This window comes from Streptomyces bathyalis (genome assembly GCF_015910445.1).
In the GTDB taxonomy this organism is placed as follows: domain Bacteria; phylum Actinomycetota; class Actinomycetes; order Streptomycetales; family Streptomycetaceae; genus Streptomyces; species Streptomyces bathyalis.
In genome coordinates this window covers 6,424,078-6,437,903 of sequence record NZ_CP048882.1, presented here as the reverse complement: position 1 = coordinate 6,437,903, position 13,826 = coordinate 6,424,078, and the positions used below count along the sequence as shown (strand labels likewise).

General features: G+C 70.2%; 9 protein-coding genes. 5 read left to right on the top strand and 4 right to left on the bottom strand.

What is annotated here, in order from left to right; all coding sequences use genetic code 11:
• Positions 1 to 17: 17 nt before the first annotated feature.
• Positions 18 to 1,010 (bottom strand): esterase/lipase family protein, encoded by a 993-nt coding sequence (locus tag G4Z16_RS27875; protein WP_246531103.1) that lies wholly within the window; start codon positions 1,008 to 1,010, stop codon positions 18 to 20.
• Positions 1,011 to 1,263: 253 nt separating this feature from the next.
• Between G4Z16_RS27875 and G4Z16_RS27870 the strand changes: the two genes are divergently transcribed.
• The 3 genes from G4Z16_RS27870 to G4Z16_RS27860 all read left to right on the top strand — a co-directional run bounded on the left by G4Z16_RS27870 (position 1,264) and on the right by G4Z16_RS27860 (position 4,592).
• Positions 1,264 to 2,088, top strand: coding sequence for an RNA methyltransferase (locus G4Z16_RS27870; protein WP_197354968.1), 825 nt, complete (start codon positions 1,264 to 1,266; stop codon positions 2,086 to 2,088).
• A 415-nt stretch (positions 2,089 to 2,503) separates the two neighbouring features.
• A complete protein-coding gene (locus tag G4Z16_RS27865) occupies positions 2,504 to 2,992 on the top strand; it encodes a MarR family winged helix-turn-helix transcriptional regulator (RefSeq protein WP_197353362.1) in 489 nt (162 codons plus the stop codon).
• A gap of 73 nt (positions 2,993 to 3,065) precedes the next feature.
• A complete protein-coding gene (locus G4Z16_RS27860) occupies positions 3,066 to 4,592 on the top strand; it encodes an MFS transporter (RefSeq protein ID WP_197353361.1) in 1,527 nt (508 codons plus the stop codon).
• A gap of 18 nt (positions 4,593 to 4,610) precedes the next feature.
• Here G4Z16_RS27860 and G4Z16_RS27855 read toward each other — a convergent pair whose 3' ends face one another.
• Both G4Z16_RS27855 and G4Z16_RS27850 read right to left on the bottom strand, forming a co-directional pair.
• A complete protein-coding gene (locus G4Z16_RS27855) occupies positions 4,611 to 5,702 on the bottom strand; it encodes a DNA polymerase Y family protein (RefSeq protein ID WP_197353360.1) in 1,092 nt (363 codons plus the stop codon).
• Positions 5,699 to 9,400 carry a DNA polymerase III subunit alpha gene (locus G4Z16_RS27850; RefSeq protein ID WP_197353359.1) on the bottom strand — a complete coding sequence of 1,234 codons (3,702 nt, stop codon included), beginning with the start codon at positions 9,398 to 9,400 and terminating at the stop codon, positions 5,699 to 5,701. The genes G4Z16_RS27855 and G4Z16_RS27850 overlap by 4 nt, the downstream gene beginning before the upstream one ends.
• Positions 9,401 to 9,662: 262 nt before the next feature.
• Here G4Z16_RS27850 and G4Z16_RS27845 point away from each other — a divergent pair, with 262 nt between their 5' ends.
• Positions 9,663 to 10,487, top strand: a complete 825-nt coding sequence (locus G4Z16_RS27845; protein WP_197353358.1) for a metallophosphoesterase family protein — start codon at positions 9,663 to 9,665, stop codon at positions 10,485 to 10,487.
• A gap of 164 nt (positions 10,488 to 10,651) precedes the next feature.
• Positions 10,652 to 11,674: an aspartate-semialdehyde dehydrogenase gene (locus G4Z16_RS27840; RefSeq protein ID WP_197353357.1), complete on the top strand. Its 1,023-nt coding sequence runs from the start codon at positions 10,652 to 10,654 to the stop codon at positions 11,672 to 11,674.
• A 155-nt stretch (positions 11,675 to 11,829) separates the two neighbouring features.
• Here G4Z16_RS27840 and G4Z16_RS27835 read toward each other — a convergent pair whose 3' ends face one another.
• On the bottom strand, positions 11,830 to 12,873 hold the full coding sequence (locus G4Z16_RS27835) for a S1 family peptidase (RefSeq protein WP_197354967.1): 1,044 nt from the start codon (positions 12,871 to 12,873) through the stop codon (positions 11,830 to 11,832).
• Positions 12,874 to 13,826 lie beyond the last annotated feature (953 nt).

Here is a 13,826-nt window from a genome sequence, read left to right as displayed (position 1 = left end):
CGTTCCGGCTCCCTCGGTCAGGAGGAGCAGGTCGTGCGCTCGGCGTTGGCCGGGTCGAGGGCGTTGGCCGTCTCGTGGAACGCGAGCTTGTCGAAGAGGCCAATCGCCAGGTGTTCGGAGATGTCGGCCGGGCACAGGTCCTGCAGCGTGACGTTCTTGACGTCCGGTCCGTCCAGGAACTGCGACTTGTAGGGCGTCACGACCTCGTCGTACTTCGTCGCGATCACCGTGTACTTCACGCCGGGCAGGGTGTCACCGCCCTCGTTGAGGCGGTTGATGAAGTCCGAGCCCTGCTTCTGCTGCATCAGCGACGGGGCGAGCCCGTCGACGGCGTCGCCGAGTCCGGGGATCAGGTCCACGAGCTTGGTGAGCCCGTTCAGCGTGGTGCCGTGATTGCTCGGTGCGATGCCGACGAGGGCGTTCACCTTGTCCGCTCCGCCGAGGAACTTCATGTAGTAGCGGGGCATCATGCCGCCCTGCGAGTGGCCGACGATGTCGACCTTGCCCTTGGCCGTCGAATCGAGGACCTTGTCGACGAAGGTGTCGAGCTGGGCGGCGGAGTCCTCGATGGGGCCGAGGCCGTGCAGCAGCGGGATGCCGTTGTACTGGCCGTAGTCGAGGGAGAAGACGCAGTAGCCGCGCTTCTTCAAGTAGGGCGCGAGACCGAGCCAGTTGTCGATCTTGTTGCCTCCGGTGCCGTGCACCAGCACGACGGGACGGGGGTGTGCCTCCGAGGGCTTGCAGTCGAAGTCGTTCCAGCCGCCCTCCGAGTCTGCGGCTGCGGACTTGTCTGCCGATCCCTTCGGATCCTCGGCTGCGGGCTTGTCGGCCAGCTGGGCCTGCCCGGCAGGGTCGGTGTCCGAGGACGTCTTGGAGTCCGGAGTGGACGTGCCCGATGAGGGGGCCTCAGAAGCGGAGGCCCCGGACGCCGTGAGTGGGAGCGCCGTCATGACGATCGCGGCCGCCGCAGCGACTGCCGGGGTGTAGGGGTGCTTCCAGGACAGTTTCACTGCCGTCTCCTCGTGGGGGTGAGGGGGCGTTTTTCCTGTGGCGCCTCGTGGGGGGTGGTGCAGGGGTGCTGCGTGGGGGGTGGTGGCTCTGGTGGGGGCAACTGAAGTGAGGCAGACCACACTTGTCGAAGTCACGTCAATTAACGCAGCGGTAACTTGGGAGGGCCATAAGCGTGCTGTGAAGATTCTGTGAGTGCCCGGCTCTTGTGTAGGCTGCCGCGGCGGCACGAAGTCACGAGCGGGAGGAAGTCCCCTGGTTCAGAAGATCACCTCCCGCAACGCCCGCTTCCAGCAGTGGCAGTCGCTGCTGACCAACCGGAACAAGCGGCAGCGCACACGGGAGTTCCTCGTCCAGGGAGTGCGCCCCATCACGCTCGCCGTCGAACACGGCTGGCCGGTGAGGGCGTTGATCCACTCCACGCGGCGGCCGCTCTCGCGCTGGGCCGAGGACCTGGTGCGCGACGTCCACACCGAACGGGTCGCGATGGCACCCGAACTCCTCGCCGAGCTCGGCGGGAAGGACGAGAGCGCGCCCGAGGTCGTCGCGGTGCTCGAGATGCCGGAGGACGATCTGTCCCGCATCGGCGTGGACGACGGCTTCCTCGGCGTGCTCTTCGACCGCCCCACCGGCCCCGGGAACATCGGCACGGTCATCCGCTCCGCGGACGCCTTCGGCGCCGGCGGCGTGATCGTGACCGGACACGCCGCCGACGTCTACGACCCCAAGTCGGTGCGGGCCAGCACCGGTTCGCTCTTCGCGCTGCCCGCGGTGCGGGTGCCCTCGCAGCGTGAGGTGATCGCATGGCTGGAGCGGCACAGGGCGCTCGGACGGCGCGTCACGATCGTCGGCACCGACGAGGACGGCGCCACGGACCTCTTCGACTCCGACCTGACCGGCCCCGTACTGCTCCTCGTCGGGAACGAGACCGCGGGGCTCAGCGCGGCCTGGCGCCAGCTGTGCGATCTCACGGTGCGCATCCCGATGAGCGGATCGGCCAGTTCGCTCAACGCGGCCGGCGCCGCGACCGCCGTGCTGTACGAGGTCTCACGGCAGCGCATCGCCGCCGGCCGTCGCTGACGCGGCCCGCGCCGCGGTCTACCGGCAGGCCCGCCCGGCCCGACTGGTCCGCTCTGCCCGGCTGCCCAGCCGGGCTCCCCTCGCTGTCACGTGTGATCCACGATGAGTTCTGTACGACGAGGACGATCTGCGACAGGCGGGTCCGCCGGCCGTGTTGTGCGGTGGCGGCGATCCTGCATACGGGAATCGCAGTGGGTCCCGCCCGTGCTGGATCTCGCCGAGGCGGGCAAAGCGATCTTCAAGATCGTCGCCTGTGCCATGACGCTCGCTCCGATCGCTTGCTTCGAGGCGGCCGGACCGGTCAACTGCTGCCGCCCCGCAGTGATCGGGTTCGAAGGTCTCGGAACGAGGCCTGGGCACAGGAATGACCCTTTGCGGATAATCTGCCACAGATCGGGTTGCTACGCTGGCGAACATGACCTCCATGACACCCACCAGCACCGAACCCGACCTGTCCTACCTGCTGGATCACACCAGTCACGTGCTCCGGAGCCAGATGTCCGCAGCGCTCGCCGAGGCCGGACTGACGGCACGCATGCACTGCGTACTGGTGCACGCACTGGAGGAGGAGCGCACCCAGATCCAGCTCGCCGAGATCGGCGACATGGACAAGACCACCATGGTGGTGACGGTGGACGCACTGGAGAAGGCCGGCCTCGCCGAGCGCCGCCCGTCCAGCCGGGACCGGCGGGCCCGGATCATCGCGGTCACCGAGGAAGGCTCCCGGGTCGCCGAGCGGAGTCAGAAGATCGTCGACCGCGTCCACGAGGAAGCACTGGCGGCGCTTCCCGAGAAGGACCGGCAGACCTTTCTGAGGGCATTGAGGCACTTGATCGCCGGACATCTGGCCACAGCCGCCGAGAACCCGCACCCGGTGCGGCGAGCACGCCAGCGGGAGAAGTAGACCCGAAGAAAATCATCTACAACAAAACAATCTGCTAAGGTCTTTCCTTCTGCTGAGTCGACAGGAGAGACCCATGTCCGCAACCTCCGCCCCGCCCCCCGACGCTCCGCGCTTTCGGTGGCCCGCCCTCGCCGTCGTCACCACCGGGATGCTGATGACCATCCTCGACGGCAGCATCGTGACCGTGGCCATGCCGGCCATCCAGAGCGATCTCGGATTCTCTTCCGTAAGCCTGAGCTGGGTCGTCAACGCCTACCTGATCGCCTTCGGAAGCCTGCTGCTGCTCGCCGGAAGACTCGGCGATCTGATCGGCCGCAAGCGCATGTTCATGACCGGTACCGGACTCTTCACCTCGGCCTCGCTCCTGGCGGGTGCCGCCGGATCTCCCGCGGTGCTGATCACTGCCCGGTTCCTGCAGGGGGTCGGCTGCGCGATGGCCTCCGCCGTCGGCCTGGGCATCCTCGTGACACTCTTCACCGCGCCCAATGAGCGGGCCAAGGCGATCGCCGTGTTCAGCTTCACCGGCGCGGCCGGTGCATCGATCGGCCAGGTCCTCGGCGGAGTTCTCACCGACGAACTCAACTGGCACTGGATCTTCTTCATCAACCTGCCGATCGGACTCGCGGCTCTCGCGGCTGCCGTACCCTTCCTGCCCGCAGACCGCGGGCTCGGCATCAGGGCCGGAGCCGATGTGATCGGAGCCTTCCTCGTCACCACGGGGTTGATGACGGGGATCTACACCGTCGTCAACGTCGAAGAGCACGGCTGGACTTCGGCACCCACGCTCGGCTGCGGAGCACTCGCCGCAGCTCTGCTCGCCGCGTTCACACTCCGCCAGGCCACTGCCACAACACCCCTCATGCCGCTGCGGATCCTCCGGTCGCGTAGCGTCTGCGGGGCCAATCTGGTGCAAGTCCTTATGGTGGCCGCGCTGTTCTCGTTCCAGGTCCTCGTCGCCCTCTACCTGCAGAAGGTGCTCGGATACGGCGCCGCCAGCACCGGCCTGGCCATGCTCCCGGCAGCAGCGGTCATCGGTGTGGTGTCCCTGGGCGTCTCGGCCCGCTTGATCGCCCGCTACGGCGAGCGCAACGTCCTGCTGACAGGGCTCGTCCTCCTGATCGGGGTCCTGGGACTGCTCACCCGAATCCCCGTGCAGGCGCACTACGCGACCGACCTGCTCCCGGTGATGCTTCTCGCTGCCGGCTTCGGGCTGGCCCTCCCCGCACTGACCTCCCTCGCGATGTCCGGTGCGGGGGACGACGATGCCGGGCTCGCCTCCGGACTCTTCAACACCACCCAGCAGATCGGCATGGCTGCGGGCGTCGCGGTGCTCTCCACCATGGCGGCTTCACGCAGCGAGGGTCTGCTCGCACAGGGCAGGAGCCGGGCCGAGGCGCTGACCGGCGGCTATCACCTGGCCTTCACCATCGGTGCGGGGCTGCTCGCCACCGCCTTCGTCATCGCGCTCATCGTGCTGCGCGGACCGGGGCAAACGTCGATCACAGACGGCAGGTATGAGGACGAGAGCGCTGCGAAGGGGGCGGCATTCTCGTCGGCCGCCGCTCCCGCTCGTACGGACAGCGGCTGCCTCGACGGCTGAGTGCCTGCCCGGCCACGGCTACGCCGCGTCGAACAGTCCCGCGGGATGCGCCGCTGCCGCACCGAACCGCAGCCGGGCCCGGTCGGCAGCCGCCTCGGCGCGCCTGGCCTTCTCCTCACGGGGGTCCAGGGACAGCTGCAGGGAGGCGAGTTCGGCCGGCATCAGCTCCTCCGCGCGCAGGGTCACCGCGCGCACGCGGGCCCGCTGCAACCCGAGCCCGTCGTGCATGGCATAGGCGGCGGCGGTCAACGCCGGGGTGTGCGCGGTCGGTTCGGCGAGCGTGCGGGTGCGCGTGGTGACGGAGCGGTCGGCATAGCGGACGGTGAGGGTCAGCGCGCGGGCCACCTGCCCGCCGGTGCGCATACGGAAGCCCAGTTCGTCGGCGAGGGTGAGCAGCGCGCGGCGGCGCTCGGCCGGGTCGATCTCGTCCCGGCCGAAGCGGAATTCGGAGCTCTCCGAGCGTGCCGGTTCATCGGGAACCACCGGTGTCGGGTCGATGCCGCGGGCGCGCTCCCGGAGGAGGCGGCCGGTCTTCGCGCCGAGGATGCGCTGCAGGGTGGCGGGCGGGGCGCCGGCGACGCGGCCGACGGTGTCCAGACCGTACGAGCACAGGGTGCGAGCGGTCACCGGGCCGACGCCGTGCAGTGCCGCGACGGGCTTGCCGGCGAGGAACCCGGCGGTCTCCTCCAGACGCACGACCCGCACCGCACCCGGGGGCCCGGAGTGCGCGGCCATCCTCGCGAGCAGCGGATTGACGGCGACTCCGACGGTGCACTCGGTGTCGTACAGGGCCAGCACGCGGAGACGGATGAGCCGGGCCAGCCCGGGTGCGTCACGGTCGAAGTACCGCAGCGCGCCACGCACGTCGGCGAGCGCGGCATCGGGCGCCAGCGCCTGCACGACGGGGGTGAAACGGGCGAGGAGACCGAGCAGCACGGAGAACTCCGGGCGGTCCTCGTCCACTTGACGGACTCTGCCCCCGAAGTGGACGTACAGCACGCGCAGTTGTCCGCCCGGCCCGCCGTCATGCTCGCCGGGTCCGCTGAGCTCACTGTGCTCGCCGGGCCCGCTGAGTTCACTGTGCTCGCCGTGCTCGCCGGATTCGCTCATCCCGCGCTCCCCGGGCTGGAGTGCCAGAGCTTGCGCAGGGCGTTCGGAGAACCGGCGGCATCCCCGGGAGGACGCAGATCGGCCCAGGGATGCATCTCGTAACCCTTGGCCACCTCGACGGTTCGGCCCCCGGAACCGGTGCTCGCGCCCTGGTTCTGGTCCTCGCCGCTCCCCTCGTCCTGATCCGGCTCGGGGCTCATGGGCGGCTCCGCCAGCCTGGCCGTGACCGCGTCCAGGCCACCGGCGCGGCGCAGTTCGGCCAGCTCGGCCAGATCCCATGCCGCCGACCCGACCACGCTGAGGCTGCGCGGCCCGCGCCGCTGCACCACTCCCCGCACCAACAGCAGCCAGGAGTGGAAGACGGTGTGCGCACAGGCCGCGTGGCTGTCGTCGAAGAAGGCGAGGTCGACCAGCCCCGTGCCGTCGTCGAGGGTGCTGAAGATGACGCGCCGCCCGGAGCGGATCGGCGGGGTCTGGGTCGCTGCCTTGGCCCCCGCGACCAGGACCGTCTCACCGTGCCGTGCGTCGCGCAGCGCACGTGCGGTGTACGCGCCCAACTCCCGCAGGAAGGCGGTGTGATCGTCCATGAGGTGCCGGGAGGTGTCCATGCCGAGGACACCGAGTTCCGCTCCCAGCCGCTCGTCCGCGTCGAGGTCGGGAAGCCCGGCCGGCTCGGGCGCGGCGGAACCTTTCGCCAGATGGTCCAGTGCCAGCTGCCCCTCGCGGGCACCGGATCTGCCGCGCTGCTGACGGTGGAGTTCGGCGATCTGGAGCAGCAGATCGCGGCGGTTGCCGTCGGGTGTGAAGGCGTCCAGCGCCCCGACGCGCGCGAGCCTTTCGGCGACGGGACGCGGCGGCCGTGCCCGCCGCCAGAGGTCCGCCAGCGAGTCGTAGGGCTGCCCGGCGGCGACGCGCTCCGCGTCCGCCTCGCTGATGCCCTGCACTTCGGAGAGGGCGAGACGCAGCCCCCACAGGCGCCGTTCCGCATGTTCCGCATAGCCCGCGTGTTCCTGACGGTCCGGGAGTTCGGAGGAGGGTCCCGTGGTGTCCGCGGTCCCGTCTCCAACACCCCTGAAATCAGACACCAGTTCGATCTGATAGCCGACCGACGAGCGGTTCACATCCAGCGGCAGCACCGGCACCCCGCGCCTGCGCGCGTCCGCCAGCAGCAGCCTCTTGGGGTACATCCCCGGGTCGTGCTCCAGCAGCCCCGCGTAGAAAGCCGCCGGATGATGGGCCTTCAGCCACGCCGACTGATACGTCGGAACGGCGAAGGCGACGGCGTGCGCCTTGCAGAAGCCGTAGGAGCCGAATGCCTCCACGATCTCCCAGGTGCGTTCGACGGCCTCGGCGTCGTACCCGCGCCGGGACGCCTCCTGCGTGAACCAGGCCCGCACTCTCCCCTGCCGCTCGTCGTCCGAGAGGGCACGCCGCGCCTCGTCGGCCATGGCACGGCCGCATCCGGTCATGACGGACAGGATCTCGATGATCTGCTCGTGGAAGACAACGACACCGAACGTCTCGCGCAGCGCCGGCTCCAGATCCGGGTGCGGATACGAGGCGGGCCGACGGCCGTGCCGCGCCTCGATGAACGGCCGCACCATGTCGGCGACGACCGGTCCCGGCCGGAACAGCGAGATGTCGACGACGAGATGGTGGAAGCTCTCCGGCTGCAGCCGTCCCACCAGGTCGCGCTGGCCCGGCGATTCGATCTGGAAGCAGCCGAGCGTCTCGGTGGAGCGGATCAGCTCGTACGTCTGCGGATCGTCCTCGGGCACCTCGTCCAGCGCGACATGGCCGCCGCCGGTCCGCTCGATCTCCGCGACCGCGTGCGCCATCGCGGACTGCATCCGCACCCCCAGCACATCCAGCTTGAGCAGCCCCAGCTCCTCCACGTCGTCCTTGTCGAACTGCGACATCGCGACGGGCGCGCTCCCCCTGGCCTCTCCCCCTGACTCCTCCCCCGGGGAAGTGCCCCCGGGCCCCGGACCGGCGGGGCCGAAGGGAATCTCGCCGCTGGTGGGAACGACGGGCGTACGGGCGCGGAGCGAGGAGTCCGAGAGCAGCACCCCGCACGGGTGCATGGCGATACCGCGGGGCAGTGCGTCCAGCGACTCGACCAGGTCCCAGAAGCGGGGCCCGTACTTCTCGGCGTCCACGCCGCGCAGTTCGGGAAGCTCATCGAGAGCGGCACGCGCGTCGCGCGCCCGTATGTGCGGGAACGACTTCGCGAGCCGGTCGGTCTCGGCGGGGTCGATGCTCAGCGCCGCACCCACGTCGCGGATCGCGTGCCGCACCCGGTAGGTCTCCGGCATGGCGACGGCCGCGACGCGCTCCTCGCCGAAGCGGTCGAAGATGGCGCGGTAGACCTCCAGCCTCCGTGCCGATTCCACGTCGATGTCGATGTCCGGCAGTGCGGCGCGGCTCGGTGAGAGGAACCGCTCCATGAGAAGGCCGTGTTCGACGGGATCAGCGTGCGCGATGCCCAGCAGATGATTGACCAGCGATCCGGCGCCCGAGCCGCGCGCCGCGACCCGCACGCCCATCGCCCGTGCGTCCTCCACGACCTGCGCGACGGTGAGGAAGTAGGAGGAGAAGCCCAGCCCTTCGATGATCCGCAGCTCGTGTTCGAGTCTCTCCCAGCGCTCCCGCTGCCCCTCGTACCGCCGGGCGACCATCCCGGCCGCACACCGTGACCGCAGCACGCGCTCGGCGCTCCTGCCTCCGCCCGCACCGACCAGCCACGGCTCGGGGAAGTGCACTCGGCCGATGCCGATGTCGTACTCCGGGTCGACTCGGCAGCTCCCGGCGGTCTCCTCGGTCACCGCCAGCAGCCGGTTCGCGGTGTCGCTCCGGTAGCCCGCGGCAAGAGCGATGCGCTCCGCGGCCGAGGCCATGGCCTCGGGGCCCTTGAGCCACCGCTCGCCGCTGTCCAGTCCCTTCCGGGGGTCGACGGGGACCAGGCGGCGTGCGGCGTCCAGTACGTCCGCGACCGGGCCCTGGCCCGGATCGGCGTAGCGCACCCCGTTGGCCAGTACGGGCTTGATCCCCTCCCCTGCCGCGAGACCCAGCATCCGCGCGGACTCCCGCGTCGGCACGTGCGCGCCGACCTCCAGGCGCAGCGCCTGCGTACCGAAGATCTCCCGCCAGCCGTCCAGTTGCCGTGCCGCGCGGTCGGGCCGGCCGGCGGCGAGCGACCGGCCGACGTCGGAGTCGGGGCCGAGCAGCACGGTCAGCGCCCCCTCTTCCGCTCCGGAGCCTCCCGCGCCGGACGCACCTCCCACCGCGGCCAGGTCCTTCCACTCCAGCCGGGGACGCTCAGCGCCGGAGGCGTGGGCAGCCGTGACCAGCCGGCACAGGCGCTCCCACCCCGCCGCACCCTGCCCGGCGAGGAAGACGACCCGCTGTGCCGATTCGTCGATGAAGGCCCCACCCCTGACGGGGGTACGGCGGCGGCGCCCCGCGCTCTTCTTCTCCGGCCGCTCCGCCACGGCCAGATCCACCCCGTAGACGGGACGCACCCCGGCGCCGGCACTCGCACGGGCGAAGCGGACCGCTCCGGCGAGGGTGTCCCGGTCGGTGAGCGCGACCGCGTCCATGCCGCGCTCGGCGGCGCGTTCGGCCAGCGTCTCGGGGTGGGAGGCCCCGTATCTCATGGAGAATCCGGAGGCGACGTGCAGGTGCACGAATCCCGGCATCGCACGCACCTCCTGCCGCATCCGCACCTCTGCCCGTCCCTGGGTACACCACCACCATAGACCAGTCCGTCGAACCAGTGTTCGAACAAGGTGTGTGACGTCTCTCCGCAGCTCACCGGCGGTACGCGGCCGCACGGCCAGGTCCCGCGGACACGGCACGGGCGGGTTGTGCGAACGGCCGCTCCCGGGCGCCGCCACGCCGGGGTTCCGCGCTGGGAGAACCACCCCTCGCCCGTCCCATGCCCGGGCCATGCTGAGCCGCATGACCCGACAAGCCGGACGCGTGGCGGTGCTCTCGGACATCCACGGCGTCCTCCCCGCCCTGGAGGCGGTGCTCGCCGAGCCGGACGTGCGGACGGCCGACCACGTCGTCCTGACGGGAGACCTCCTCGCCGGCCCGCAGCCCCTCGAGACCCTGGAGCTGTTGCGCGCGCTGGGCGACCGCGCGGTGTGGGTGCGGGGCAACGCCGACCGGGAGCTGGCCGAACTCCGCGACGCAGCCGGACGCAGCGCGGGCGGGGACAGCGGGGACGAGGAGCGGCGCGAGCGGGCCGAGCAGCACGACGCGCCCTTCGCCGTCGACCTGTGGGCCGCGGGCCTGCTGAGCGAAACGGACGCCCGGTTCCTGGCGGGGCTGCCACCGACGGCACGCCTGGATGTCGACGGCCTGGGCCCCGTGCTCTTCTGCCATGCCACACCTCGCAACGACACCGAGGTGGCACTGGCCGATTCCCGCTCCGAGCGCTGGACCGAGGTGCTGGCAGGCGTGGACGCGGATGTGCGGGCGGTGGTGTGCGGCCACACCCACATGCCGTTCGTCCGGGTCGTCCAGGGCCTGCTGGTGGTCAATCCCGGGAGCGTGGGGATGCCGTACGGACGCCCCGGTGCGCACTGGGCGCTGCTCGGTCCCGGCGACTCCGTGACCCTGCGGCGTACCACGTACGACTACGCGGCCGCCTGCGCCCGCATCGCCGCCGAGTCCGCGTACGAGGGCGCCGCGGAGTGGGCGGACGAGTACGCGCACGCGCGCAACAGCGCCGAGGACGCGCTCACCGCGTTCGGACCGCTCGACGGCCGAGCCGGGTGACCGGCACGCCCGGTGGCTCGCCGTCCCGTGTGACCGATGTCAAAGAAGTGGCCGATCGTAGCGGGAGCAGGGCAGGGTAGAAGAGTCGGCGCCCGGCCCGTACGCGCACCGCGGACGGACAGGGCCCGGACACACTCGCACAGGACATGCACAGAAGGAGCCCCATGAGGATCGGGATCGTCGGAGCGACCGGCCAGGTCGGCAGCGTGATGCGGGAGATTCTGGCCGAGCGGAAACTCCCCGTCGAGCAGCTGCGTCTGTTCGCCTCCGCCCGTTCCGCCGGGCGCACACTCCCCTGGCAGGGCGGCGAGGTCACCGTCGAGGACGCGGCCACGGCCGACTACTCCGGGCTGGACATCGCGCTGTTCTCGGCCGGGGGTTCGACGTCGAAGGCCATCGCCGAGAAGGTCGCCTCGCAGGGGCCGGTCGTCATCGACAACTCCTCCGCCTGGCGGCTGGACCCCGAAGTCCCGCTCGTCGTCTCCGAGGTGAACCCCGACGCGGCGAAGCGCCGTCCGAAGGGCATCATCGCCAACCCGAACTGCACCACCATGGCCGCCATGCCCGTGCTGCGTCCGCTGCACGACGAGGCCGGGCTGACAGGGCTGGTCGTCGCCACCTACCAGGCGGTCTCCGGCAGCGGCCTGGCCGGCGTCGCCGAGCTGAACGAGCAGGCGAGCAAGGCCATCGAGGCCGACGCGACCCGGCTGACCTTCGGCGGCGACGCCGTGGACTTCCCCGACCCGGTCAAGTACGAGCGTCCGATCGCCTTCAACGTGCTGCCGATGGCCGGCTCGATCGTCGACGACGGCCTCGACGAGACGGACGAGGAGCAGAAACTCCGCAACGAGAGCCGCAAGATCCTGGACATCCCCGGCCTGCGGGTGTCGGGCACCTGCGTGCGCGTGCCCGTCTTCACCGGTCACTCCCTCCAGGTCAACGCCCGCTTCGAGCGGGCGATCACGCCGGAGCGCGCGCGTGAGCTGCTGGCGGCGGCACCGGGCGTGGAGCTCTCCGACATCCCCACGCCGCTCCAGGCCGCGGGCAATGACGCGAGCTACGTCGGACGCATCCGCACCGACGAGACCGCCGAGAACGGCCTCGCGCTCTTCCTCGCCAACGACAACCTCCGCAAGGGAGCGGCGCTGAACGCCGTGCAGATCGCGGAGCTGGTCGCCGCCGAGTGAGGCGGGCGCGGGCCTTTGCGCGGAAGACTCCGCTGAAGGGCCGCGGACATCACGACGGAACCCCCGGGCGCCGCCCGGGGGTTCCGCATGTGCGTGACTGTGCCCGTCACCGGGCCGGCGCCCGGTGCGAGGTCACACCGGGCGCCTGCGGTGCGTCAGGGAAGCTGGGCACCCGTGGCCTCGAGGGCCGTCGTCACCGGCTGGAAGAAGGTCTCGCCGCCGGAGGAGCAGTCACCGCTGCCGCCGGAGGTCATGCCGAGAGCCTTGTCACCGGCGAAGAGGGAGCCGCCGCTGTCGCCGGGCTCGGCGCAGACGTCGGTCTGGATCAGGCCGTTGACGGTGCCCTCGGGGTAGGTGACGGAGGCGTCCACGGCCTTCACCGTGCCCTCGTGCACCTGCGTGGTGCTGCCGCTGCGGGTGACCTGCTGGCCGACCTCGGCCTCGGCCGCGCCGGTGATCTCCTGCGTGCCACCGTCGTAGAGGTTGACCGAGCTCGGGTGGTCGACCTCGGCGGTGTACGAGGCGATGCCGTAGTCGGCACCCGGGAACTCGCCGTCGCCGCTCTTGGCGATCTCCTGGCCGCCTTCGCTGTCCGACCAGCTGGCGATCGCGGTGGTGCAGTGGCCCGCGGTGAGGAAGGCCGGCTGGCCGTCGAGGGTGACGTTGAAGCCCAGCGAGCAGCGGCCGCCGTCACCGTGGATGGCGTCGCCGCCTGCGATCTTGGTGGTGTACTTGCCGGCGGTGCGGTTCAGTTCGACCTTGCTGCCCTCGGCCTTGGCCTGCTTCTTCAGCTCAGCGAGCTTGGCGCCCTTGACCGTCCTGTCGGCGGTGATGACGACCTTGTTGGACTTGACGTCCACCATCCGCGCGGTGCCGGCGATGTCCTTCGCGGTGAAGGCGTCCTTGACCGACTTCAGCTGGGACATCGTGTGCTGGACGATCTTCGCCTCGGCACCCGCCGCCTCGACCTGCTTCTTGGCGTCCTGGTCCGTGACGTTGACGACCAGCTTCTTGGCCTTCGCGTCGTAGTACGAACCGGCGTCACCCTTGACGTCCGAGACGAGCTTCGTGGCGAGCTTCGAAGCCGACGCGCTGGTCAGGGTCTTGAGACTCGGCGCGGAGTCTTCCGCAGCGTTCGCTGTCGACAGGGTCACCGATCCGGCCACGAGGGCTGCGACACCCGCACCCGCGATGACCATCTGCCGCTTCGATATCTTCTTCAACTCTGAACCTCCAGTGGGGGGTTGAGGCCGCCCTTGGCATTTCCCGGGTACGGCCCCGGAGGAAGTACGGACGCACCCTTCGCCGACCGAAGGAAGTCGCGTCCATGCCAACTCGTACCCATGAGTATTACGAGAACCTCTGTTGCCGCACAAGGCCGAGTAAGCGTCGTCCCATGAAAAGTCGGACCGTCGCAGGTTGACCGTACACAGCGCAACTCGTCGCGTCGACAGCTTGATTGATCGCATGGGGGCGACAAGGGCAGATGATGGCCTCAACTGGCACAACAAGCGGACTTGTCCTGTTCTGTCCATCGATTCCCGTTCGATGTACGGGATTTCATCAATGCCTCAGCAATAGCTGCGGGAAGCAATTCCGAAATTCCATGCGCCGCGTTCCCGGTCGCCGCTCCGCGTGTTCCCCGCGAATTCCGGCCACTTGCCGTTCGGCCGCGCACGCCTCGCAATCGATGATCGGCTGCGGCGGTCCGGCACGCGGATGTCGGGCCCCACGCACGTCAACAGGCCGCGAACGCACGCGACATGATCCGCGGCCCTTGAGCGACACCTGGACGGAGAGTCCGAACACCCCTTCTCCGTCTCCCTGTTGACCCCTCGCACAGTGTTTCGTGCGCGTCGGACGGCGGCATCACACTTGCGGCGGTTCACCATGGAGTGCGGGGCGACCCGTACCCGTCTTCCCCCCGCCGGCACCCCGGTGGGAGGCGCACAACTTGCACACCGTCACCACGCGTGCCCCACAGGTTCCTTGACCCGGCACCATAGGTTCTGCACCAGTACCGTCACGAAACCCGTACTGGGCAGGTATCCACTTGGCGCAACATCCGCATCATGGACGACCATAGAGATGCGGACTCCCGGGGGGGGAGCTGCTCGATGTGACTGCGGACGGACCGCGCAGAGGAGAGGAG